Below are 25,033 nucleotides of genomic sequence, written 5' to 3'. Positions count from 1 at the left end.
TTTAGTAGCTCCCCTTTTTAATTAATTGCGTTACTTATTATCCCAATTGGGCATCTAGTTTAGCCGTTAGTACGTTTTTGGGTACTGCGCCCACTTGGCGATCAACCACAAAACCGTTTTTAAAGTATAGCAGGGTGGGTAAATTTCTTACCCCAAACTGTGTAGAAACAACAGGGTTATCATCTACATCCAATTTGCCTATTACGGCTTTGCCTGCATATTCGTGGTGCATTTCGGCCAAAAAAGGTTCTATCAACTTGCAAGGAGGGCACCATTTGGCGCCAAACTCTACCAGCGAAGGAACATCGGCATGCAACACCAGTTCTTCAAAGTTACTGTCGGTTATTTCAATAGCTGCCATTTATGCAGGATTATGCCAATTGGGCATCTAACTTAGCTGACAAAATGTTTTTAGGTACTGCACCTACCTGACGGTCAACCACTTCACCACCTTTAAAGTATAACAACGCAGGTATATTGCGTATGCCGTATTTAACGGTTACGTTGGGGTTGCTATCCACATCAAGTTTACCAATAATGGCTTTGCCTTCGTATTCTTTCGACATCTCTTCAACCAAAGGACCCACCATGCGGCAAGGGCCACACCATTCTGCCCAAAAATCAATCAATACAGGTTTGTCTGAGTTCAAAACAACTTCCTCAAAGTTGCTGTCGGTTATTTCAATTGCCATGTTATTATATATATGTTTTAAAAATAAGGTTCTAATCTTTCTTAGAACATTGCTATAGTTGCAAAGTTCATTCCACATCACAAAATTGAAGTATTACCCCAACGTTACCAAATCGTAGTTATGCACTTTTGGGGATTGCTATTGCATTTTTTGTTGGCTCATACTAATAAGGCAGTACACTGAATGCTGCTCTTTTGCAGCGCATATGCCCGTTATTTCGACAGGTATAAAACCTGTCGTTATTGAGAGTGTTCCCATTTATTTTACTTCTGCTGAACAAGCAATAACATTAGCCTGAATATAAAATTCAGGTCTTTTGAAGGTATTGTCCCGAATGGTTTAAAACCATTCGGGACAATATATCGAACAAGGAGCAGGCGTTATGCCCATCGTTAGAGCGACAGGTATAAAACCTGTCGCTATTGAGATAGCCGCCTTTAAACAAAAAAAGCGGAGCTCATAAGCCCCGCTTGTGTAACCTATTCCTTAAAAACCTGATTAACGAAGAAGTATGTTAAAATCCCTTCCGTTGGGCAAAGTAACTGTAGCTACTCTATCGCAAGCGCCGGTACCGTAGTTAATACTTGCACTACCGTTGCGGCTTCCTTTGCGTACATAATCAATAATACCGCTTACAATGTTGTGGCAGCTAAACTCAACACGCAACGAGGTGCGGATGGTGCAAGTAAACTCGTCGCCTTTGGGGCCAACGGTGGTTGTGCTGCCATCAATCAAATACACATCGTCCTGTAAATTACGGGGGGTATTAAAGCCGGCTATCCAAGTGCGGGTACGGCTGGCTATGTGGGTAATAGTACCCCTGCCACCTGATAGAATTACTGAACCGTTTACCGATATATTAAATGTAGGCTGACCTTGTGGGTTAGTTCCGCTGTTGGTAACGGTACGTGTCCCTTTTACTTCGTTATCATCTACAAAATAGTTATCAAAAGTAGTGGTGATAACAGTACCCAGGTCGCGGTAACGGCCGGTATAAGTAACAATTATTTTACCTCTGCGGGTTTTGTTATCGTTACATAAACAGTTAGTAGTACCGAAATCAACGGTTATTTTACGAGGGGTTGAGGTTGAATCGTGCGTAACAGTAGCACATCCTGTTTTATACGATGATAAATCACCCTCACTGGCTTCATCGGCAATATTACCCGCATCGGTATAGTTGGCTTCGCTAAGTGCCATGTGTTCGCTCATTTCTTTTTCGGTAGTATAATCTTCTTCTACCTTATCTTTTTTGCAAGATGCCAAAAAGGTTGTAGCAGCTGCGGCTACCATCATCAATACTAAACTTACTTTTTTCATATTGGCAGTTATTAGTGGTTTTATACTTTACTTTTTTACAATTATTACCCGGTGTAATTTTATAGTTTGACGGGGCAACTTTTAAATGGTTTGAATTTTTTTCCAAACTTTTTTCCAAATTTTGATGACACACATACCCATTTAAACAGACATCACTATTAATCAACACTTTGCTTTAAAAAACAACGCTTGAGTTTTTTAAACCTTTTTAGTTACACGTAATAAATAACTGCGTAAACGTTTTGTGTATCTCTAAAATTGCTTTGTTTGTAGTATGATTTCGATAACCCTGCTGATTATTATAGTTACTGCGGCACTAAGCATAATGTCCTTTGAACGTCCCGACAGGATGGATAAGATGATTTTTAATGCTTATATAATAAACCGACACAAAGAGTGGTACCGTTTCATTTCTCACGGCTTTATACACGCCGATTACCCTCACCTGATTGTGAACATGCTTACGCTTTACTTTTTTGGTGAGTTGGTTGAGAATACGTTTGTGGGTTTCTTTGGACCAATTGGTAAGCTGCTGTACATTTTTCTTTACCTATCGGGCATTGCAGTGGCATCGTTATATTCATTCAATAAACACAAAAACCATTCGTGGTATAATAGTTTGGGTGCTTCGGGCGCGGTGAGTGCGGTGCTGTATGCTGCCATTCTTATCAACCCTATGATGGGTATTTATATGTTTTTTATCCCAATACCTATACCGGGCATTATATACGGGGTGCTGTATTTGGTGTACTCATCGTACATGAGTAAACGCGCACAAGACAATATTGGCCACGATGCCCACTTTTACGGGGCAGTGTATGGCTTTTTACTACCCATTTTGTTTAAGCCTGCTTTATTGGGGCATTTTATCATGGAGATTCGTTATGCAATAGGACTTTAGTTTATTAGTATTTCAATAACTATATTGTTATACTAATTGCGTAAGACCCTATTAAAGAAATAAATTCAAATAATTTAAAACAAATTACACAATATTTAAACGAAATATCTGATTAAGATGATAACTTGCATTAGTATTAGTTAACTATCTATGTGCAAGTCTTTTACCATTAGTTTAACTCTGCTTCTCTCTATATTATGTGGTTGTTGTACCCCAGAACCATATATCCGGTCGATCAAAGTACTCAATGATGGTGACAACAGTAATCATGTAGATACCTGTATAATAGGTCAAAAGTATAATCTTGAATACGTAATTGGTAATAAAAAGACATCAAGGGGAAACGCATTAGTTTCATATTACATCAATGGAGAAAAAGAAAGCTCTGGAAATGAAGTCATTAAACCCAAAGGTAAAGATGATACTATAACTAATATGTCTTTTGACTTAAGCTCCTTTCCTGTTGGAAAATTAAGGATAAAGGTTGAAGTTAAACATAAAAACAAGATATCGAACAAAGAGATCATTGTTTTTTTGAAAGAAAAAGAAACTATAATTTCCCCTGACATAGACTCTACACCCAAAACCGTCGAGGTGCCTAAATTAATAGAAGGACCAGATCCATCAGGGAGGAGCACAATTTCTCTGATAAATATAGAATTACGATCTCAAAAGAATAGCTATCTTATTAAAAACGACCCTGTTCAGTTTGTTTTCCGCTTACAAGCAAGTAGAGATTATGACTCCATCGATAAGAATCTTGCTTTAACAATTTCTCAAATTGACAGTTCAATTATCATCACTAAATCAAACTATTTTATTGGCCATTTAGCACCGACTGAACTATTTAAAGACTCCACATTATTTTTTATTCCAAGTTCCTATCAAAATGATACTATCTGGTTTGATTTTAACCTTAGTAGTGATAACGAAATCACAAATAACTCAACCCTTAAAAGAAATCAAGCATTACGAAAACATTTCTTATTGGGTACAAGAATTGTAAACTTGAGCATCTATGAATAACTTAATAACAAAAAAAGACGTCGTTAAATCTATCTGGGCATTCATAATAGGTTTTTTTGGGTATATATTTTATAATGGCTTATTGGATAATTACCAAATAGCAAACGATAATGATTCTCTTCGACAATCTACCGATAAAATTAAGGCAAACCTTAGTTTGCGTAACGATGAGTTAAATGAATTAGGTGAAAATCTTGGATTACAGCAGGACACGATTTTTACCTTATCCACAGAAATAAAAGAATTAAGAGATAGAATAAAACAAAAAGAATCTTACATAAGTAATTATGAAGGTAAGTTATCACATATTGACGACTCTATAAAAAGTCTTGAAATAGATAAAGTAAATATTCAAGCACTAATTGACTCACAAAAAAGAAAAAACTCCTCTGTTATTGAAGAGAACTGTGTTAAAGAGATTTCATTAAAAAACACACTGGATTCATTGAAAATGATTAATAAAAATAACTTGCCTTGTATAAAATTAATAGATTAAATTATGGGGATGGATAATTTAAATTCACCGAAGTCCAACATAAGTTCTAATAACATTTATTGGGTCTTTATTATTCAAATTATTATAATCGGAACCCTATTTTATGTTCAACTATCTGTGATAACACCTTTAAAAACAAACTTAAATGATATTAAGTATAGCCTATCAGAATTATATGAAGATACGAAGAATGACATAAAAACCTTGAATATTTCAATAGAGAATTCGAGCAAGAAATTTTATAATGGGTCATTAATTATTATTGAGAAAGATGACTCTATTAGAATATATGAAGGTATCATCAGGAATTTACAAAAAAAGATTAATTCTTTAATAGAAAAAGAACAAGATTATACACCTGAACTTACTGCGCTAAATGAAACTGTCACGCTACTAAGACTTTATTATTTTAAGCTTATTGAAAACGATCGATACAAAACTGTAATAAGTGATCGTTCAAAGGAAAACTGCACAGAAAAAATCAAACGTCTACAAAATGCCATCAAAAATGAACAAACACAACAAGATCCGCTACTAGGATTTATTGATGCGTATTCTGTTCATCCTCCTGGAGACAATATAACTGAAAAAGCTATATATGGAATATCTGATCATATAGGAATCAAAGTATCAACAGAAGGATGCTTAAGGAGCAAATTATTCATTATTATTAGAAGTCCAAAAGGCAACTATATTCCTGGACAAAATACAAAGAAACGCAGAGCGAAAATAAAAATGCCCGACCAAACCAAACCAATAGATGTTTCATATGCAATTGAAATTGATTTCAAGAATGGAGATAATAGAGGCAAGTATTTTTTTAGTGCTCCGTTAGATTTTAATTCTGCTGGGACATACACAATGTATCTCGTTAACAACATTGATGGAAGAATCTTATATCAAAGAGACTTTAGACTGGACTAAAGTCTTAATATATTAATACGATTCAACAGCTATATATACATTACTGTTGCGACCTTTATCATCGGCGCAGGATATTTTTATCCGCCCTGTTTTTGGAGTAAAAAACACAGGTTGGCGTGCAGGTGTTTTCATGTAAAACTTATCATCCACATACCAGTAAATAAACTTTACATCTGTAGGAGTATGCGCACTCAGCATAATTTTTTGCGGTTCGGCGGCCTCTACTAGATATTCAGTCCCGTCAGAGGGAGAAGTGATTTGTGGCGCATTATCCCTAAACACCCGCAGGCACTGTGGGTTGTGTGGCGGAATTTTGGGATAGTTAATTTTATTTAACTCATAATAACTTACCAGCTCGGGCGCAAGGTTATCATACATTTTGCGAACAAACCCATTTGAAGGCTGGCAATTGGTGCAATAGCTGATAGTTGAATCAGCATTTACGGCTACCCACTTTTTGTGGTTGCAGGTTACCGATGGAGAAATACCCGGTATAAACACATCCTGCACTAAATCGGTGCAGTAATCAGCGGGTAAATCACCGGTTTGGCTGCATACCAAGCGTAAATCAATTTTGTTTGGGGGACTGTACCAATGAACCGACGAATTGTAATCGAGTTTATTAAATATCTCAAAAAGCAACGGAGTAGCTATATCCGCTCCTGAAAGTTCGGGTACTCCCCTGCCCGAAAAATTACCTACCCACACACCAATAGTATAACGGCGGTTATATCCCAAACTCCAAGCATCACGACGGCCGTAGCTGGTACCCGTTTTCCACGCAATTTTGGGTAAGTGAGGGCTGCTTTGGAAATTGTTAGGCAAATCGGGTCGGGTAATTTGGGTAAGCACATTGGTTACCATGTAAGCTGCCTCGGGCGAAACCACAGGAACTTTCAGCGCTACAGTATCGCTTGCCATGTAATTAAGCGGCGAATACACCCCATAATTAGCAAAGGCACTGTACAGTGCGGCCATTTCCTCCAGCTTCACCCCGCAACCGCCCAATATTAGCGACAAGCCTAAGTTTTTCTTTTGTTGTTTAATGGTGGAGAAACCCGCTTTCACTAATTGCTTGCTAAAATCATCAACGGTTACTTGATCGAGCAGTTTAACAGCGGGTATGTTTAGCGAGAGTGCTAATGCTTGCCCTACGCTGATACGACCGTGAAACTTTTCATCATAGTTCTCAGGCTCATACCCCGAAATATTAAGCGGTACATCGTTCATCATGGTGCGGGGTGTAGCTACCCCTTGCTCAAACGCACGGGCATACAAAAAGGGCTTTAGGGCACTACCGGGTGACCGAACGGCCACAGCCCCGTCAACCTGTCCACCGTCCAACGGATTGTTAAAATCAGCCGAACCAACGTAGCAGATTACTTTGCGGGTGGTATTATCCACCACCATCACTGCGGCATTGTGTATCGAAAGGGTACGCAAACGGTTGATGTAATTGGCGATAATGTTTTCAACCTCTAACTGGCGGGTGTATTTTATTGCTGATTTAAGAATAGGCACGGTAGGACTTGCCTCCTTTAACCTGCGCGAAAGATGCGGAGCATAATGAGGAGCCGGTCTTCGGTGTGCATCAAAAGGCTCTACCATTGCATCGTCAATTACCTTTGCATCAAATACTCCTTCGGACTTGAAACGTTGCAACCACTTGTTGCGCTCTTTTTCAATGGCGAAATTATTTACCCCTAATGATAGGCTTACAGGTCGGTTGGGAATGATGGCCAATGCCGTAATTTCAGACACACTAAGGTGGTTGGGCATTTTACCCAAATACAGCAGAGTAGCCGATTTTACCCCCTCGATATTGCTACCGTAAGGCACAAGATTGAGGTACATCTGCAAAATCTCTTTTTTGCTATACATCCACTCTAATTGAAACGCCCTGAAAATCTCTATGATTTTATTTCCGTAAGTGCGTTTGGCAGGATACAACAGCCGTGCTACTTGCATGGTGATGGTGGACGCTCCCGATGTACGCCTGCCTTGCGTGAGGTTGTTATAAAACGCACGCCCCATGGCAAAGGGGTTTACCCCAAAGTGATAATTGAAGTACTTATCCTCTTTGTAAACAATGGCTTTTGAAAGCTCGGGGGTAATTTCGTTCAACTCGGTATAAAGCCGCCATTTTTCTTCTTTGTTCAAGTATGCCGAAAGTACTGTTCCATCATCAGCCACTACTAACTGCGAGTAATCAACGTTTACTTTAAGGGGGAAAATAACGTGTAAAGCAAAAAACACCACAAACGCAGAGGCAACTGCTATGGCTGGCCACCTAAACCAACGTTTACCCCACAGCCAAAGGGCTGCTTTTTTTAATGGACGGATAATGTTGCGAACAGAGGGCATGGCTGGTTGCACTAATAACGACTACAAAGCCAAACTTAGTTTTTAGTTTTGGTTTTATGCAATGAGTTTTTAGAAAATTTAAAGAATACTTTCCCACCCTGACTTTCTGAGCGTTGCGAAGAACCTTATACAACTGTGTTAACAAGGCGGGATAAGATGCTTCCTTCGTCAGCAGGACAGTGGCAAGTGCGGTTGCCCATCCTGAGCCTGTCGAAGGGTGCGGTGGGTGAGACACCCCCTTGTATTCCCCCTTTATAGGAGGAAGGCTTACCCGCAGCCAGTGCGGTGGTTTCCCTCCTTCGGCATGGCTTGTGGGCTGGTAAGGAGGGACTAAGGGAGGTGTGCAAACGGATTGCTTTGTCAGCCGAAGACGGCTTCCGCGCAATGACGATAGACATTCGTGTGTGGCAGTTCCCTGAGCCTGTCGAAGGGGTGCGGTGGGTGAGCCCCCCACTTGTGTTCCCCCTTTATAGGGGGAAGGCTTACCCGCTGGCCGTGTGAGTTTTTTTCCCCCCTTGTACTGGCCTTTTTTAGATGTGGATTACCAATAACTGATAACCAATAAACTAAAGAAGCGTGTTCCCGCCTTTGCTAAAGGGTATTTTACCCAAGTGGCGGTAGGCTTTTTCAGTAGCCTCACGACCACGGGGAGTGCGATGCAGGTAGCCTTCTTGTATCAAAAAGGGTTCGTACACTTCTTCTATCGTGCCGGCCTCTTCAGAAACGGCCGTAGCAATGGTAGTTAGCCCAACAGGACCTCCCTTAAACTTATCAATAATGGTAAGCAAAATACGGTTGTCCATCTCGTCAAGGCCATGGCTATCAACGTTCAACGCCGCCAAAGCCATTTGGGCAATTTCCATGGTTATTTTCCCGTCTCCTTTTATTTGGGCAAAATCTCGGGTACGGCGCAATAGCGCATTGGCAATACGGGGGGTTCCCCTGCTGCGGCGTGCTATTTCAAAAGCCGCATCGGGTTGTATGGCTGTATTTAATATTCCTGCCGAACGGATAAGGATTGACGACAACAACTTTGAGTCGTAATACTCCAAGCGGGCGGTAATACCAAAACGCGCGCGCAGCGGCGAAGTTAGCAATCCTGACCGCGTGGTCGCTCCTATCAACGTAAAGGGACTTAAACTGATTTGCACCGAGCGGGCATTAGGGCCGCTTTCCAGCATAATGTCAATTTTATAATCCTCCATTGCTGAGTATAGATACTCTTCAACAACGGGGCTCAAGCGGTGTATCTCATCAATAAAAAGTACATCCCCTTCTTCAAGGTTGGTAAGCAATCCTGCCAAATCGCCGGGTTTCTCCAATACTGGGCCTGATGTTACTTTAATTCCGGCCTCCAGCTCATTGGCTATAATGTGTGAAAGCGTAGTTTTACCCAATCCCGGAGGGCCATGCAACAGCACATGGTCAAGTGCCTCACCGCGAAGGCGGGCAGCTTGCACAAACACCTTCAGGTTTTCCATCACCTTCTCCTGTCCCGTAAAATCGTCAAAGGTTTTGGGTCGCAATACCTTCTCAATCTCTTTCTCGGCAGATGAAAGACGTTCGTCGTCGGGGTTCAGATACTCATTTCGCACAATTCAAAATTACTATTACCGTTGGATTAAACAAAGTCGTGATTGGTGGTTGGTGATTAGGGATTAGCAACTGGGGGTTAGGGAGTTTTCACTGCCAATCTATATTCTCAGCCCAATGCAATCCGTGGGGTAAATTTTTGTTAGAAAATTCTAAGTGTAGCACCCGTCTTCGGCTGCCTTCTGTTATTCTTCTTGATGAATGCATTAATAAGGGCTTCATAGCCATTACTCCCCCGCTGCTTACATTGCAAGTTATAGCTTCCTCTGTGTTTACTTCTTCCAATCTAACCACACCTTTTGAATGAGAATTGGGTATTACCCGCAACGCTCCGTTGTTCTCATTGGTTTCGTCAAGATGGATGCGTAATGTTACAATGTTCTCTAAGTATTCAAGCTGAGGTTGTACTGAATATCCGTATTCTTTGGGCAACCAATTAATAAATCCTTCAGTGGTGTTTTTGTCTGTAACAGATATTGTAATATCCTGATGCCAAGCCACAAACCAATTTGACCCTTCGGGCTTATCAAAATACACCCCCTTTATCAATGAGTACTCGGGAGCTATGCTGTTTTTAAACCGAGTAAACCCTTCCGTAAACACCAAAGGAAGCAAATCGGGGTGATTCCCAAACAAATTACGGATGGCGAATAAGTTTTTGCCATCGGGTGCATTTATTCGGTCAAAATAGGTTTGCAAGCTTCTAATCTCTTCCACGCCAAACACCTTGTCAAAAACCTCAAAGCCTTGTGTATCAAGCAACCTTGTAGCATTCATCAATACAAAGATAGGGGTTTATTGGGCGTAATGTTCCCAACCGTAAGCTACCTCTCCTACTATTCCTAATCCCCAACCACCCTCAACAGCAAAAAAACTCCTGTCACGCATTGATATTATGCCCGTTCTGCAAGTATCTTCGCGCACTTATGCAGTTAGAAAACAACCGATACACCTTGGGTGGGGTAGATTTGCTGGCGGTATGCGAGCAATATGATACACCCGTTTATGTTTACGACGCTGCGAAAATCGTTTCGCAGTTTCACAGGCTTGTTAACGCTTTTGATGGTACTAACATAAAGATAAAGTACGCCATGAAAGCCCTGAATAACATAAATGTGTTGAAGTTGTTGAAGAAGGAAGGCTGTGGCGTTGATGCCGTGTCTATACAGGAAGTATGGCTGGCTAAAAAAGCAGGTTTTGAACCCCATGAGATTTTATACTCGCCTAATTGTGTGTCTATCGAAGAGATACAAATGGCTGTAGACGAAGGCGTACGTATCAATATCGACAATATTTCTATTCTTGAACAGTTTGGTAATTTATACGGCAACACCGTTCCTGTGTGCATCCGTATCAATCCGCACATTATGGCGGGCGGAAATGCCAAAATTTCAGTAGGCCATATCGATTCTAAATTCGGTATCTCTTTTTACCAAATGCGCCACGTAGCCCGTGTGGTAAAGTTGCACAACATTAAAGTAGAAGGCTTGCATATGCACACCGGCAGCGAGTTTTTGGATGCGGGAGTGTTTTTGCAAGGTGCTGAATTGTTGTTTGAAGCAAGTGCTGATTTTCCTGATTTGGAGTTTATTGATTTTGGCAGCGGGTTTAAAGTAGCTTATAAAGAAGGCGACGTAACCACTGATATTGAGGATATTGGTAAAAAGATAACCAAACGCTTTGCTCAATTTTGCAATGAGTACGGTCGTGAGCTTGAGCTTTGGTTTGAACCGGGCAAGTTTATGGTGAGCGAATCGGGGTATTTTTTGGTGAAATCAAATGTGATTAAGCAAACCACCAGTACAGTATTTGTTGGGGTTGATAGCGGACAAAACCATTTGATACGCCCTATGTTTTACGATGCCTACCACCACATTACCAACATTAGCAACCCAAGTGGTACGCCCCGCATATACAGTGTGGTGGGCTACATTTGCGAAACGGATACGTTTGGCTGGGACCGCAAGTTAAATGAGGTGCGCGAAGGAGATATCCTTGCATTTCACAATGCGGGTGCTTATTGCTATACCATGAGTAATAACTACAACAGTCGTTTTCGTCCTGCGGAGGTGCTGATATTAGACGGAAAAGCCCACTTGATACGCCAACGTGAAAACATTGAAGATTTGATGAAAAACGTGGTGGAAGTGGAGATATAAAGTAGTTTCGAGTTTTTAGTTTCCGGTTTTTAGTTCTGAGATTGTTTATTCAATCTTTACTAAAAACCGGAAACGTAAACTTATATCTCTATCCTATGTTCGGACTATTTAACAATAAACGCCCTAAACTTACCATTACAGCTGAAGATAAAAAGTGGGTGGAGGATAATTTATTGTGGTTAGGCGAGACCTACGGATTTGAAAGAGTTCTTAAAACACCCTTCATTTATCCGCATTATGAAGAGTTTCCTTACAATAACCTGAGAAAGGAAGAGCAATTTATTCCGTTCTTCAAAAAACTCTGCGACATTTTTGGGGTAAACCCCAAGGATATTGAGGTTTTAACCTTCTGCAACGATACTACCCAGTGGGATGAAATGATTCCTAATAGCAAAAGTGCCGTCAAAACAAATAGTAAACCCCGCAAAATTACCAAGCACAAGCTATTAATTACTGATGACGATTTTGAGACGATTGAACGTACAGTTGCTGTAGTGGTTTATAATTTGGCCTTGTTCAAATTGGTTAAAGATGGCTACCATAAGAAGGGTGCTAATAATGAGGATGACAGTTTAGTTGTTTTAACAGCCCTGTTCTTTGGTTTCGGGGTGTTTTTGGCGAATGGGAATTTTCTGCAAAAAGGACGAAAAAAATCAATTATTACAACATTTCCCGAACAAGCAATAGCGTATATAAACGCACTGATATGCTACATTACCAATACCGAATTTGAAAAAGTACACAAACTGCTTAATAAAAATACCAAGCTTGCTTTTAAACAGAACTATGAGTATTTAAAAAATACTGGCGATACTGTTTTGGATAAAGCAACACTCAATGAAAACATTACCCTAAACAAGCTGTATGAGCTTATAGATAAATTAGATGCAGAAAAAGACTACAATGCCCTGATAGTTGCTTGGGATGAAGTGTTAAAAATACAAAACGAAGAATGGGAGCCGTGGAATAATCTCGGATACGCAAAGTTAATGCTTGGAAGGTTTGAAGAAGCCATTAAAGACTTTACCCAAGCTCTTTATTGTGATAATTGTGCTGCTTTTCCTTTTAATAACAGAGGTTTTTGCAGGCTACAAACAGACGACTTGGTTAGTGGATACTCTGATATCGTTTCTTCTCTTAATTTTGACGATAGTAATTCATACGTCTGGAGGACATTGGGCATTTATTATTTGTTGAAGCACGAATATGCCGATGCACTTGAAAATCTGGAACAGGCTTTAACAATGGACGATAGCACTGATTTAATTCACTTCTATTTAGCAAAGGCCTATGCTGCCGTTGGTAATACCGATAAACAACAATACCATCAGCAAAAATCAATCGAGTTGAACGAAACAACAGACGAGTTTCTGAAAGCTAATAGGATTTAGTCTTTCTTACTGCCCTTCTCCATCAGCTCCCATACATCTTTGGGGGTAACACCAATGTGTGATAGTCGCAAACGTTTGCGGCACAAGAAACCTGTGGGCAACTGCTCAATATTAAACATACGGTTTAGCCTGCGGTTGCTGATTCCCATTGTGTAGGGTACTGCATCCAGCACCTTTATGGCATTAAGGGTTTTGTAATAATCGCCGTAGTTTAGGGTAACTACATTCAGGCAATTACTGTATTTGTTATGCAGTTGGCGTAAGATGGCTGTATCTTCTTCTATATTGGGATTTTCAAGGCTGTAAAAGTAAACATACAACCCCTTCTTACGGTATTTCTTAATCTTCTTAACCGTTTTAGCATCGGTTAGGTAAAACTCAAACTTGGGTATTTTTTTACCAATCCGCAGTGCCTTTCTAGATTGGGCGTTTTCATCCCAATAAAACTTCATGAACCTGCCCGCGGGATCAAGTTCGGTCACCTTATACACTTTAAAATTCCACTCAAACTCAGCATCCTTCATCCCATCCTGAAACACAAACCTATAATCGTCTATAAAAACACTATCTCCTTGTTTTGCCACATAAATGCGGTCAAACTCAGCGTTGGTGTATAATCCGTCGTAGTTTCCGTCATACAAGCCTATCCTAAAGGTGTCCGTTCCGTTTATGTAGGTAGTGCCCTTCATATTCATGCGGTTTTCCTTAAAGCTGTAGTCAATGCCTGCAAATACCTTATTGCCTTGGTTGCGTTGGTAAAACTCATCCATCAACTGACGGTATTTGGCATCCTTATCCATCGGAAAACGGCTCAATCTCACTTTATACACAGCACCATCGGCAGCAGGATTGGCAAACTCAACGTCTAAATATTCTGTAAAATAAGGAATTGATATGGCCGGACCGTCGTCGGTAAAATCAAGATTGTTATTACGGTCGACGTATAACTGGGCTATTTTATCCCAACTGCGGCGATAATTACCAATCAGCAGGGTAATATACCCCCTGTTGGTATTGGATGGCAGACCGGTGTAATAAATAAACCCATAGGCAGTATCTACACAGCCTGTCATATCGGGTAGTTTTTTCAATGTGAATTTATCAAGGGCTTTTTTTCCGGGTGCACCAAATTTTTCGTACTCTTCAATTTCAGGCGAGGTGTACCTGAATATAGGGACTATTAACTTGCCTTTGTGATAACGCTCATCATAAGCTGTTTCAGTAAAATTTACCTGCACTATGTCCTGACTGTGAAGCGCAAAAGGCAGTATTGCTGCCAGCAGTGATACGAGTTTTTTAAGCATTGCTACAAATTTATAAAAGCAAGGGGTTAGTTGGTTACTTATAAAACGGTATGCCGCCCAATTAGGTATTTCTTTAAAAAAATTTAGCTGTAAAAATACTGTTGACATAGGGCTGTCAGTTGCGGTATTGAAGTTTGTACCATCAACTAATACAAATACTATGAGTACATTAATTAATCTGATGCTGAAAGAGATGGAGCACGAAGCCGAAACAACGCGCAAAATGCTGTCAATTGTTCCTGCCGACAAGTTTGCATGGAAACCCCACCCAAAAAGTATGTCGCTGCAACAATTAGCAACGCACGTGGCTGAATTGCCCACTTGGGTTGCAATGACCATTACTACCAGCGAACTTGATTTTGCGGTTAATCCTTACCAACCTGTGCCTCTTAGCAGCACTGAAGAGCTTTTGGCCTACTTTGAGAAAAGCCTTATTGAAGGTAAAACAGAGCTTGAAAAAGCGGATGAGCAAAAATTATTAACTGAAATGTGGACACTACGTAATGGAGATGAAATTTACAATACCGACACCAAGTATGAAGTAGTACGCATGACTTTTTGCCAAATTGTTCACCACCGCGCACAATTAGGAGTGTTTTTGCGCCTGCTGAATATACCCATCCCCGGCAGCTATGGCCCAAGTGCGGATGAAATGCCTCCGATGTAATAAACTATGAAAACAAAAAAGCCCTGAAGAGTTGTGTCTTCAGGGCTTTTATCTTTATATCAGTACCATTAATAATAGAAAAATGAATAGAACCCTCGGCTACCGTTGGGGTGTATCCCCTCAATGGTTACCTGTCCTTTCACTCGTTCAAAATCTTTTATAAAAGTAGTAACATCGGTATACTCTACCTTGTTTAAGGCAACAAAGATAAACCCTTCGGGTATGCCCATATTACGGATTCGTCCGCTGCGTATGCTGCTTACCCTGTAGCCGCCTTTTACTTTGTATTTCTCACGCTCCAGTTTTGAAATAGGCTCAAAATCAGCTCCTAAAATGGTAGAGGTAATGCTCTCCTTTTTAGTAACTTCAGTATTCCCATCACGGTTCGTTAGCGTTAGTGAATATTCCTTTTCAGTCCCTTTACGGTCAACAATAAGCTTCACTTTATCACCGGGACGATGGTAGGCTATTTGCTCATCAAACTCGGCTTTGCTGTTAACTGTTTTGCCATTTACCTTCATTATCACATCTCCCTCTTTCACTCCGGCTTTGTCGGCAGGTCCGTCGGTTTGCAATACGTTCACATACACCCCGTTGTCCTGTTTCAGTTTTTCGTACAAATCACCATCTATGTCGCTTACGTCCATTCCCGTAAAGGCGCGTTGCACATCACCAAAATCAATCATATCCTTCACTATTTTGGCTACAATGTTTGATGGGATTGCAAAGCCGTATCCGTTGTATGAGCCTGTTTTACTAACAATGGCGGTGTTTATACCTACCAATTCACCCGATACGTTTACCAATGCGCCCCCGCTATTACCGGGATTAATGGCAGCATCGGTTTGTATGAACGATTCTATCGGAAACTGATTGTTTACAATATTAATATTACGGCCTTTTGCACTCACAATACCCGCAGTTACGGTACTTGTAAGGTTAAAAGGGTTACCCACTGCCACAACCCACTCTCCTGTTTTAAGGTTCTCAGAGTTTCCGAAGTTGATTTTAGGTAGATTTTTGCCTTCAATCTTCAATACGGCAAGGTCGGTACTGGGGTCGGCTCCGATTACTTTGGCTTTAAAATTACGTTTGTTGTTGTTTAACACCACTTCTATTTCATCTGCCCCGTCAATCACGTGGTTATTGGTTACAATGTAACCGTCATTACTAATTATTACCCCTGAACCTGAGCTGGATACGGGTCCCATGCTTCCGAAAGGGTCCCACCCGAACCAATCGTCCCACAAGCTGCGACGCTGATTCATGTTTGAGGTAGTTTTAATAAACACTACCGCCGGAGTAGCTACTTCACTGGCTTTTACAAAGTCGGATTGATTGAGTGCAGCACCTTTGTAGGACACTTGGGTGGCAGTATTGTCAAACCCCTCAGAAAAAGTGATTGTATCTTTCTTTTGCGTTAATGAAAAAACCCATGCACCCGCAAAACCGCTAAGCATTGCTGCCAGTGCAAAAACTGCTAACTTCTTCATACTATACTATTCCTGTATTTTGTTATCACAAATTTATAGTTACTTATCAAATTCTGCGCCGAAGCGGCACTACTGCACAAAAAAGCCCTGCGGATGCAGTTCCGCAGGGCTGTATGAAAAAATTCAGCAGAAGTTGTTAATACTTAAGTGCGTTAGGGTTTGTAACTATCTCAGCCGTAAAGCCCAATCGCAATTCAGGTGTCACAGGGTCGTTGCTCACTACTGTGATGTATTTTTCTTGCGGGCCTTCCCTACCTTCTGAGTTAAAACGTCCTCTTAATATCGTGCTTTCGCCACGCTTCAGTTCTTTCTTATCAACGGATGATACCGTGCAACCGCACAAGGTGTTCACACTACGGATAATCAGCTTTTCTTGTCCCATGTTGGTAATTGTAAACTGAAAATCAATAGAATCACCTTTTACCAGTTTACCCAAGTACATCATCTGCGCATCCACCTGTATTTTAGGAGCCTTATCCAGTTGTTTCTTCGTCATTTTAGGAAACTTCTCCTTGATAAGGATTTGAGCATAGATGGGAATGTTACTGGTAGCAGGCGAGTCTAGTGTGTTCATGTAAAACACATAGTTATGTTCGCCCCAACGGCCTGATGCTTTGGTGTCAAATTTTACTTTCATCAACGCTTCTTCTTTTGGACGAATGCGGTGACTGGGTGTTTCAAAGTTTATGTAATAAGGGGCATTGGTCATGCTGCTTATCCAAATATCTTTATCGCTTTGGTTGTATAGCTTAATTTCGGCTGAATCAATATCTCCTGAATAAGCAGTTCCAAACGACAGAAAGTTATTATTCATTCGGATTCTGCCTTGCTCTATGGGATATATGTCCCAAATTTCAATCGGACGGGGAATTACCGTGCCGCTAAACAACAACGTCATGTGTATCGGTGCTCCGTTAGTCTCAATATAAACTACTTTTTCAAACGGACCGGGCATATTTGCCGGGTTAAACTTAGCACGAACAAAGCCTGTATCACCGGGGTAAATGGTATCTTTTGTCCAATCAGGTTCGGTGCAACCGCAAGAAGGTTTCACTTCAGTAAGAAACAACGGCTTATTACCTGTGTTTACAAACAAATAATCGGTTGAAACAGGGCCGTCAACTTCTTTTATCTCACCAAAATTATGGCTGCTTTTCAAAAAGCTGGCTATGGGTTGCGCCATCAACGCCGAAAACGGTATGGCTAATAAAATAAATGCTGCTAAAAACTTCTTCATCATCCAATCTCTATCAAAAAGTATTCCCGTATGGTTTATAAGCAAGATGTGATTTTAACACATACCGTTGCTTTTTTATCGTTCAGTTTAGAACAATAGAGCCATACGCCTGTAAATCAAACTATTTCATCAATTTGCTGTAATAATAAACTCGGTACGGCGGTTTTGGCGACGACCTTCTTCGGTTTTATTGTCCGCAACGGGTTTAGCATCTCCATACCCTTTGTAAGTAAGCCTGTCGGCAACTATTCCATTGGCTACTAAGTAATCATATACCGCTTTTGCACGGTTTTGCGAAAGTGTAATGTTCTTTTGTTTATTACCAGTGTTATCTGTGTGACCACCCAGTTCAATCTTCATTTTAGGCTGTGCTTTCAATAAGGCAATCAGCTTGTTAAGCTCTGCTTTCGATTGCTCCTTCAAATCAAATTTGTCGGTATCAAAAAACACGTTTTTAAGAATCACCTTCTCTCCTACTCTTATCTTGTGCAAAGGCACGGAGATAATAAACGGCTGGTCGCTGGGAAACTCTTTCAACCCAAAGTTCTCGGAGAAAAACAAGTAGCCCTCTTTGTTTACGTTCAACATATAGTTTTTGTTGGGTTGTAACACCATCAAAAACTCACCTGTTTTTATATTACTGCGTGATGTGATAAGGGTTTTGCCGGTTTCAAGGTCTATCAACTCTGCATTGGCTTCCAGCTTAGCATTCGTTTCAGCATCATAAATCACCCCTTTTGCGTAGCTGGATGCTTCAGGACGTGCTTCGGGGTACAACTCAAACTTATAGATATCCAAACCACCATAACCTCCCGGCATATCGCTGGCAAAGTATGCCCATGTACCGCTGCGATTTACTATAAAACCTATTTCATCAGCAGGGGTATTAATGGGATAACCGATGTTGGTAGGTTTTGCCCAGTTCCCGTCTGCATCGCGTTTGGTATAAAAAATATCACCTTGCCCCAAACCCGGCCAACCGTCAGAAGAAAAATACAATGTCTTGTTGTCAGTGTGTATGAAGGGGGTGTATTCATCGCCTTCAGTGTTAATGTTTGGGCCTAAGTTCTCGGGCTCGCTAAAGCGGTTATTTTCAAAGCGTGTTACCCAAATATCCATACCGCCTAAACCACCGGGACGGTTGCTGGCAAAATAGATATTAGCCCCATCATACGACAATGAGGGTTGCGACTCCCATGCCGTAGTATTTACAGGAGCTTGCATATTTATAGGGTTCTTCCACTGGTCGCCGTCTAACCTTGAGAAGTATAAATCACAACTTCCCTTCGTATCAGGGCGGTTACAAGCGGTGTAAAATATGTATTGCCCGTCGGTTGAAATTGATACTGTACCTTCATTTTCGTAGGTATTTACAGGAGCACCCAAGTTGCGGGCTTTTTGCCACACATTGTCTTTTAGTACACTTTCGTAAAAATCCTCGCTGTAACCTTCGGCATATCGGGTAAAGTATAGTTTTTGCTCATCGGCAGTTACCCCGGGGAAATACTCCATTGCTTTGGTATTTACGTTGGGTCCCAAGTTAATGGGCTTAAACGGAACTGGGTTACTGGTACTGCTCTCCGCAAAATCACAAATGGCCAACAGGTTGGCTACTTCTTTTTTAAACTTTTCAGAGTATGGGTAGGTTTTAAAGGTCTCTAAGTTTTTACGCGCTTCGGCATATTTTTGGGCTTTTACTTGTATGCGTCCTTTCTCATAAAACGCTCGTATGTAATCCGCATTTATCAATAACACTTTATCAAACGCTTGTTCAGCCTCCGTATATTTTAGCAGTGCTGCCAATATATCACCCTTCAGCATCCACGCATCAATAAACTTTTCGTCTTTTTCAAGGGCTTTGTTAACTGTTCCCAGAGCCATTTCAAATTGTCCGGCCTTAAACTGATTAATGGCTTGGTCCTTAAGTTCTTTTGCTTTTTTGTTTTTTGTACCCGAATCGGGCAAGGGCTGTGCTTGGGCTGCACACGAGAAAAAGAAAAAGGCAACCAGCGTAAACAGTATTTTGTAGGGTGTTTGTAACATCAGTATTTTAAACTCTTTTCAGTAACTATAACGATAAGAGTGCCAAAATAGTGATTTTTTAGTTGTCAGTTTTTTGTTTACCGTTTTCAGTTGGTATTTATTGCAATAACTGAAAACCAAAAACTGTACACTGAACACTAAGGAATATTCATGTATTTATGGGTTTGCAGCGATATACGCCACTGCGGATTGGCCTTTACATACTCAATAATCAAAGGCAGCATTTGAGCACTTTTATCCCACTCAGGTTGCAGATACAATTTACACGAGGAGTTTACCAATTGCTCGTATTGTTGGGCAAACTCAAAATCGTGTTTGTTATAAACGATTACTTTCAGCTCGTTGGCTTTATCAAGAATTGAGGGGTGTGGTTCTTTGAATTTTTTGGGTGAAAAGGTAACCCAGTCCCACTGCCCACTATACGGGTGTGCCCCCGATGTTTCAATGTGTGTTTTTATTCCTTTGGCTTGTAGTGCTTGGGTAAGCGCATCCAAGTTGTGCATCAAAGGCTCGCCGCCTGTTATCACAACAGTTATAGCGTTTGCTTCAACAGGCCAACTTATGATTTCTTCAATAGAATATTTCGGGTGAAGTTCAGCATCCCAGCTTTCTTTCACATCGCACCAAAAACAACCCACATCGCAGCCGCCTAAACGAATGAAATAGGCTGCTACTCCGCTGTGTGCACCTTCTCCCTGTATGGTGTAAAAATGCTCCATTACGGGCAATTGAACCGCCGTATGTAGCATAGTTTCCATTATGGGTTTAGGTTTTTATAAGCTTGTAAGGTGTTTTTTAATAGTCCGATACGGGTCATTAAGCCCACGCCTCCGGGAACGGGGGTGATGTATGACGATACAGGAGCCACTTCATCAAAAGCTACGTCGCCTTTTATTACATATCCACGGGGATTGGTAGCGTCGTCAACACGGGTAATACCCACATCTACCACCACAGCTCCGGGTTTTACCATGTCTGCTTTCACAAACTCGGGGCGACCAAGGGCTACTATCAGAATATCTGCTTTGCGGGTGTATTCTTCGATGTTTTGAGTTTTGCTATGGCAAACGGTTACGGTGCAATTACCGGGATATGCAGCACGAGCCATCAATGCACTCATGGGTTTGCCCACAATATCGCTGCGGCCAATTACCACACAATGTTTACCCTCGGTAGGGATTTTGTATTCTTCTAACATCAGCAACACTCCATAGGGAGTGGCAGGGTAAAAGGCATCCAGCCCTTTAAACATCAGACCTACGTTGTAGGGATGGAAACCATCCACGTCTTTTTGGTAACTGATGGTTTCAGTAACTTTTAACGGGTTGATGTGTTTGGGCAGCGGCATTTGCACAATTAACCCATCGTATTGAGGGTCGTTATTAATGCGCTCCACTTCGGCCAATAACTCATTTTCGGTTACAGTATCTTCAAAACGGATAACAGTGCTGCTCATGCCCAGTTGTTCGCAATCTTTGGCTTTGCTGGCAACGTAGGTTTCGCTGGCACCATCATGGCCAACCAATATAGCTACAAGGTGGGGGGTGCGTTTGCCTGCGGCTTTTATAGCATCCACTTCAGCCTTAATATCTTCTTTTATTTTAGCGGCTACTTTTTTTCCGTCGAGTATCTGCATCGTGTTTATTTGTTATTGGTTATCTGTTAACAGTTATTGGTTATCGGGTTGAAATGTTCAAACCCGATAACCGATAACTAATAACAATTATGCTGAGGCAACTGCTTTTTCTCGGCGTTTGCGCTCGTTTTCGTCTAATATCAATTTACGAAGGCGAATGATGCTTGGTGTTACTTCCACACATTCATCTTCTTGTATGTATTCCATTGCTTCTTCCAATGAAAACTGAACTTTTGGAGCTACACGGCTGCTATCGTCTTTACCCGAAGCACGCATGTTGGTCAACTGCTTGGCTTTAACAAGGTTTACGCCCAAATCCATCGGGCGGGTGTTTTCGCCTACAATCTGTCCTTCGTACACAGTTTCGCCCGGATCAATAAAAAACATACCGCGGTCTTGCAGTTTATCAATCGAGTATGCGGTAGCAGGCCCCCTGTCTATTGATACCAATACACCGTTGATACGGCCGGGTACCACACCTTTCCAAGGTAAATATTCACTGAAACGGTGCGCCATAATAGCTTCACCGGTGGTTGCAGTTAGCATTTGGCTACGCAAACCAATCAAACCGCGAGAAGGTATTTTAAACTCTAAGTGTTGTTGGTCGCCTTTGGTATCCATAATCAGCATTTCGCCTTTTTTCATGGTCACCATATCAATCACCTTACCGGCAAATTCCATAGGTACATCTACCACCAAAATCTCGTAAGGTTCGCATTTTACTCCGTCAATTTCCTTTACCAATACTTGCGGTTGGCCTACCATAAATTCGTAGCCTTCGCGACGCATGGTCTCAATAAGAATTGACAAGTGAAGAATACCGCGTCCGTAAACCAAAAAGCTATCGCTGCTGCCTGTTTCTTCAACACGCAATGCTAGGTTCTTTTCAGTTTCCTTCATCAAACGGTCGCGCAAGTGGCGCGAGGTAACAAACTTACCATCCTGACCGAAAAAGGGTGAGTTGTTAATCATAAACATCATGTTCATGGTTGGCTCATCCACTTTTATCATGGCAAGTGCTTCGGGGTTTTCAAAATCGGCAATGGTATCACCAATACCAAAATCTTCTAACCCTACTACTGCACAAATATCTCCGGCAAATACCTCTTCGGCTTTTTTGCGACCAAGTCCTTCAAACGTTTGTAGTTCTTTAATACGGGCTTGAATAACCTTTCCGTCAGCTTTCATCAACTTCACAGGCATTCCTTCTTTAATCATTCCCCTTGTTACTTTACCAACGGCAATACGTCCCAAGAAGCTGCTGAAATCCAACGAAGTAATTTGCATTTGCAAGGTACCATCGGCAATTTTAGGCTGCGGAACGTGCTCAAGTATAGTATCTAACAAGAACGAAATATCTTCGGTAGGAGTTTTCCAATCAGGACCAAACCAGCCTTGCTTAGAGCTACCGTAAACCGTTGGGAAGTCCAACTGCTCTTCAGAAGCATCTAATTGGAAGAATAATTCAAATACAGCTTCGTGTACTTCATCGGGGCGGCAGTTAGGTTTGTCTACTTTATTTACAACCACAATAGGGCGCAAACCCAACTGTAGTGCCTTTTGCAATACAAAACGGGTTTGGGGCATTGGGCCTTCAAAAGCATCCACCAACAGCACAACACCGTCGGCCATTTTCAATACGCGCTCTACCTCACCACCAAAATCCGCGTGACCAGGGGTGTCAATAATGTTTATTTTTACATCTTTGTAGCGCACCGATACGTTTTTTGAGAAAATGGTGATACCGCGTTCGCGCTCCAAATCATTATTATCAAGTATCAATTCTCCCTTTTCCTGATTATCACGGAACAGGTTGGCTTGGTAAAGTATTTTATCAACCAACGTAGTTTTACCGTGGTCAACGTGGGCAATAATTGCTATGTTTCTTAGATTCATTAAGAGGGGTTGAAAAATTAAAATTTCGCAAAATTAGCATAAAATAAGCACTTTTGCTGCTTTATTAAGGTTAAGTTTATGAGCAGGTACATATATATCAGCATCGTTTTAGCGTTGGTTGCCATATTGGCGGGGTGTAACGGCAATGATGCCCGCATAAAAGAATATCCAAAGAAAGTTGTGGGCAGATGGATATTGCAAAAACAAACTTCAGTGGTGAATGCATTGGAAGAAGGTGCTGAAAAAGATACGATTGTAGTACTTGAAGACAGGCAATACCGCGAATTGAGTCTTAAACCCGCTGAAATTGAGTATGGCCCTGAAGGGGCATATTTGCTGGTGTTTAAAGATTATGCCGACCAAATTAAACTGCGCAAGCCGGGTTTGTGGATGTTTAACCACGATACATTGGTATATATGCAAATGGATAGCACGGTTGAAAACAAATATGCGGCTGTGCTTACAGATACTACTATGACCCTCAAGGGGTTTATTGATTACGACGACGACGGGAAAACCGATGACGCTTACGAAGGGTTTTACCGAAAACTAATACGATAACGATACTTTGAAACTTCAGATTTATACAGATGGGTCGGCGCGGGGAAACCCGGGACCTGGCGGATACGGGGCTATTTTGGTATGGGGCAAAGTTCGTAAAGAACTATCGGCGGGTTATAAGCTTACCACCAACAACCGCATGGAGCTGATGGCTGTAATTGTGGCCATTGAAGCTCTTACCAAAGAGGGGCTGGAAATTGATATATATACCGATAGCAAATACGTATGCGATGCGGTAGAAAAAGGCTGGCTGTGGGGCTGGATTAAGAAAGGTTTTAAAGACAAAAAGAACCCCGATTTATGGATGCGTTTTGCAAACCTGTATAAGAAGCATACCATACGGTTTAACTGGGTGAAAGGCCATGCAGGCCACCCTGAAAACGAACGATGTGACCGGCTGGCCACTGAGGCAGCAGATAACAATGCTGTGTTGATAGACAAGGGGTATCTGGATGGAAAATCTTAGATTATAATGACAATAGGATACTGTTTTAATAATAAAAAAATAAAATACCTTTGCCCATGATGAAAAAAACGGCTGTTTTAGTAGTAGCGGCAGTTGCCATGTTAGCAACCGCTTGTAAGAACAACAAAGAAACCGGTAACGGTGGAAAAAGCGATAGCGGTAAAACTGCTGCGGTATCACTTACCCCTGAAGCTGAACGCGATTTAAAGATTTTTAGGAAAGCTTGGGAAATGGCTGACCCATATACTGCCATTTATGCACTTAACTCATACCTGATGGTGGATAGCACCAACCTTGGTATAAAGGATACCTTGGCTAAACTATATGTTGAGACCAACCAACCGATTGCTGCTCTTGTTATTATTAAAGATTATTTGAAACAAAAGCCTACAGACACTGCTATGCTGGTTTTGAACGTAAAACTTGCACAAGCAATGGGACAACCCGAAAAATCAGCCGATGCGAGCAAAACATTGATGAGTTTGTTCCCTGAAGAGTTGACTTATAAGCTGAATTATGCCCACTCATTGTTAATGAGCAACAGTACTGCCTTGGAAGGCGAAAAACTATTGAAAGAGATTCTTGACGACCCTCGCTCGTTACAACAAAAAACTGCTTACAATACCGTTGAAAACGGACGCCAAGTATCAAAAGAGATGAGTATAAAAGTTGGCGCACTTATGTTGTTGGGTGAAGCTTACGGGGCTAACGGCGACCTTGATAAAGGCGAACAATACTTCCGTGATGTTTTGAAAGTAGACCCTAAATTTAGCCCTGCTGCTGAAGCTATTTTACAAATCAAGAAAATGAGGCGATAAGCCCATCTAAACTATACGAAAACAGCCCGAAAGTGTAATGCTTTCG

23 protein-coding genes are annotated in these 25,033 nt (G+C 41.3%); 10 read left to right on the top strand and 13 right to left on the bottom strand.

Features of this window, described 5'->3' with window-relative positions; translation table 11 throughout:
* Positions 1–37 precede the first annotated feature (37 nt).
* The 3 genes from trxA (F9K23_10680) to F9K23_10670 form a co-directional block, all read right to left on the bottom strand.
* Positions 38–361 carry a thioredoxin gene (gene trxA / locus F9K23_10680; protein ID KAB2915712.1) on the bottom strand — a complete coding sequence of 108 codons (324 nt, stop codon included), beginning with the start codon at positions 359–361 and terminating at the stop codon, positions 38–40.
* 10 nt (positions 362–371) lie between these two features.
* Positions 372–692 (bottom strand): thioredoxin, encoded by a 321-nt coding sequence (gene trxA, locus F9K23_10675; GenBank protein ID KAB2915711.1) that lies wholly within the window; start codon positions 690–692, stop codon positions 372–374.
* Positions 693–1,190: 498 nt separating this feature from the next.
* A complete protein-coding gene (locus tag F9K23_10670; protein KAB2915710.1) occupies positions 1,191–2,012 on the bottom strand; it encodes a hypothetical protein in 822 nt (273 codons plus the stop codon).
* Between the two features lie 274 nt (positions 2,013–2,286).
* Between F9K23_10670 and F9K23_10665 the strand changes: the two genes are divergently transcribed.
* From F9K23_10665 to F9K23_10650, 4 genes are all read left to right on the top strand, one after another.
* Complete coding sequence (locus tag F9K23_10665; GenBank protein KAB2915709.1) at positions 2,287–2,913, top strand: rhomboid family intramembrane serine protease; 627 nt, start codon at positions 2,287–2,289, stop codon at positions 2,911–2,913.
* A gap of 150 nt (positions 2,914–3,063) precedes the next feature.
* Positions 3,064–3,939, top strand: coding sequence for a hypothetical protein (locus tag F9K23_10660; GenBank protein KAB2915708.1), 876 nt, complete (start codon positions 3,064–3,066; stop codon positions 3,937–3,939).
* Entirely contained in the window at positions 3,932–4,435 is a 504-nt protein-coding gene (locus F9K23_10655) for a hypothetical protein (protein ID KAB2915707.1), read from the top strand. The genes F9K23_10660 and F9K23_10655 overlap by 8 nt, the downstream gene beginning before the upstream one ends.
* 3 nt (positions 4,436–4,438) lie before the next feature.
* Positions 4,439–5,359: a hypothetical protein gene (locus F9K23_10650; GenBank protein KAB2915706.1), complete on the top strand. Its 921-nt coding sequence runs from the start codon at positions 4,439–4,441 to the stop codon at positions 5,357–5,359.
* 12 nt (positions 5,360–5,371) lie between these two features.
* Here the strand turns inward: F9K23_10650 and pbpC are convergent, their stop codons facing one another.
* The 3 genes from pbpC to F9K23_10635 all read right to left on the bottom strand — a co-directional run bounded on the left by pbpC (position 5,372) and on the right by F9K23_10635 (position 10,093).
* A complete protein-coding gene (gene pbpC / locus F9K23_10645; protein ID KAB2915705.1) occupies positions 5,372–7,723 on the bottom strand; it encodes a penicillin-binding protein 1C in 2,352 nt (783 codons plus the stop codon).
* Between the two features lie 566 nt (positions 7,724–8,289).
* Positions 8,290–9,318: a Holliday junction branch migration DNA helicase RuvB gene (ruvB, locus tag F9K23_10640; protein ID KAB2915704.1), complete on the bottom strand. Its 1,029-nt coding sequence runs from the start codon at positions 9,316–9,318 to the stop codon at positions 8,290–8,292.
* An 88-nt stretch (positions 9,319–9,406) separates the two neighbouring features.
* Positions 9,407–10,093 (bottom strand): phytanoyl-CoA dioxygenase family protein, encoded by a 687-nt coding sequence (locus F9K23_10635; GenBank protein ID KAB2915703.1) that lies wholly within the window; start codon positions 10,091–10,093, stop codon positions 9,407–9,409.
* A gap of 149 nt (positions 10,094–10,242) precedes the next feature.
* Between F9K23_10635 and lysA the strand changes: the two genes are divergently transcribed.
* Positions 10,243–11,475 (top strand): diaminopimelate decarboxylase, encoded by a 1,233-nt coding sequence (gene lysA, locus F9K23_10630; GenBank protein KAB2915702.1) that lies wholly within the window; start codon positions 10,243–10,245, stop codon positions 11,473–11,475.
* 95 nt (positions 11,476–11,570) lie between these two features.
* Complete coding sequence (locus F9K23_10625; protein ID KAB2915701.1) at positions 11,571–12,866, top strand: tetratricopeptide repeat protein; 1,296 nt, start codon at positions 11,571–11,573, stop codon at positions 12,864–12,866.
* Here the strand turns inward: F9K23_10625 and F9K23_10620 are convergent.
* On the bottom strand, positions 12,863–14,170 hold the full coding sequence (locus tag F9K23_10620; GenBank protein KAB2915700.1) for a hypothetical protein: 1,308 nt from the start codon (positions 14,168–14,170) through the stop codon (positions 12,863–12,865). The two genes, F9K23_10625 and F9K23_10620, sit on opposite strands and share 4 nt — an antisense overlap.
* A gap of 160 nt (positions 14,171–14,330) precedes the next feature.
* On the opposite strand from F9K23_10620, the gene F9K23_10615 reads away from it, so the two are divergent.
* The gene (locus F9K23_10615; protein KAB2915699.1) at positions 14,331–14,837 is read left to right on the top strand and encodes a DinB family protein; all 507 of its coding nucleotides are present in this window, start codon (positions 14,331–14,333) and stop codon (positions 14,835–14,837) included.
* Positions 14,838–14,905: 68 nt separating this feature from the next.
* Here the strand turns inward: F9K23_10615 and F9K23_10610 are convergent, their stop codons facing one another.
* The 6 genes from F9K23_10610 to typA form a co-directional block, all read right to left on the bottom strand.
* Entirely contained in the window at positions 14,906–16,330 is a 1,425-nt protein-coding gene (locus F9K23_10610) for a PDZ domain-containing protein (protein KAB2915698.1), read from the bottom strand.
* A 136-nt stretch (positions 16,331–16,466) separates the two neighbouring features.
* Entirely contained in the window at positions 16,467–17,612 is a 1,146-nt protein-coding gene (locus F9K23_10605) for a DUF1573 domain-containing protein (protein ID KAB2915697.1), read from the bottom strand.
* An 84-nt stretch (positions 17,613–17,696) separates the two neighbouring features.
* Complete coding sequence (locus F9K23_10600; GenBank protein KAB2915696.1) at positions 17,697–19,610, bottom strand: OmpA family protein; 1,914 nt, start codon at positions 19,608–19,610, stop codon at positions 17,697–17,699.
* A gap of 137 nt (positions 19,611–19,747) precedes the next feature.
* Complete coding sequence (locus F9K23_10595; GenBank protein KAB2915738.1) at positions 19,748–20,329, bottom strand: 7-carboxy-7-deazaguanine synthase QueE; 582 nt, start codon at positions 20,327–20,329, stop codon at positions 19,748–19,750.
* A 38-nt stretch (positions 20,330–20,367) separates the two neighbouring features.
* A complete protein-coding gene (locus tag F9K23_10590; protein ID KAB2915695.1) occupies positions 20,368–21,246 on the bottom strand; it encodes a bifunctional 5,10-methylene-tetrahydrofolate dehydrogenase/5,10-methylene-tetrahydrofolate cyclohydrolase in 879 nt (292 codons plus the stop codon).
* Between the two features lie 87 nt (positions 21,247–21,333).
* The gene (gene typA / locus F9K23_10585; protein ID KAB2915694.1) at positions 21,334–23,142 is read right to left on the bottom strand and encodes a translational GTPase TypA; all 1,809 of its coding nucleotides are present in this window, start codon (positions 23,140–23,142) and stop codon (positions 21,334–21,336) included.
* Positions 23,143–23,220: 78 nt separating this feature from the next.
* Between typA and F9K23_10580 the strand changes: the two genes are divergently transcribed.
* Genes F9K23_10580 through F9K23_10570 form a run of 3 tightly spaced genes read left to right on the top strand, consistent with a single transcriptional unit; the run spans position 23,221 to position 24,987 of the window.
* Positions 23,221–23,703 carry a hypothetical protein gene (locus F9K23_10580; protein KAB2915693.1) on the top strand — a complete coding sequence of 161 codons (483 nt, stop codon included), beginning with the start codon at positions 23,221–23,223 and terminating at the stop codon, positions 23,701–23,703.
* A 7-nt stretch (positions 23,704–23,710) separates the two neighbouring features.
* Positions 23,711–24,169: a ribonuclease HI gene (rnhA, locus tag F9K23_10575; GenBank protein KAB2915692.1), complete on the top strand. Its 459-nt coding sequence runs from the start codon at positions 23,711–23,713 to the stop codon at positions 24,167–24,169.
* Between the two features lie 56 nt (positions 24,170–24,225).
* Positions 24,226–24,987 (top strand): hypothetical protein, encoded by a 762-nt coding sequence (locus F9K23_10570; protein ID KAB2915691.1) that lies wholly within the window; start codon positions 24,226–24,228, stop codon positions 24,985–24,987.
* The last annotated feature ends 46 nt before the right edge of the window (positions 24,988–25,033 follow it).

It is taken from the genome of Bacteroidota bacterium (genome assembly GCA_008933805.1).
Taxonomy (GTDB): domain Bacteria; phylum Bacteroidota; class Bacteroidia; order UBA8524; family UBA8524; genus SB11.
Note: the sequence above shows the minus strand (reverse complement) of the source record. Positions and strands in the feature narration are given on the sequence as shown.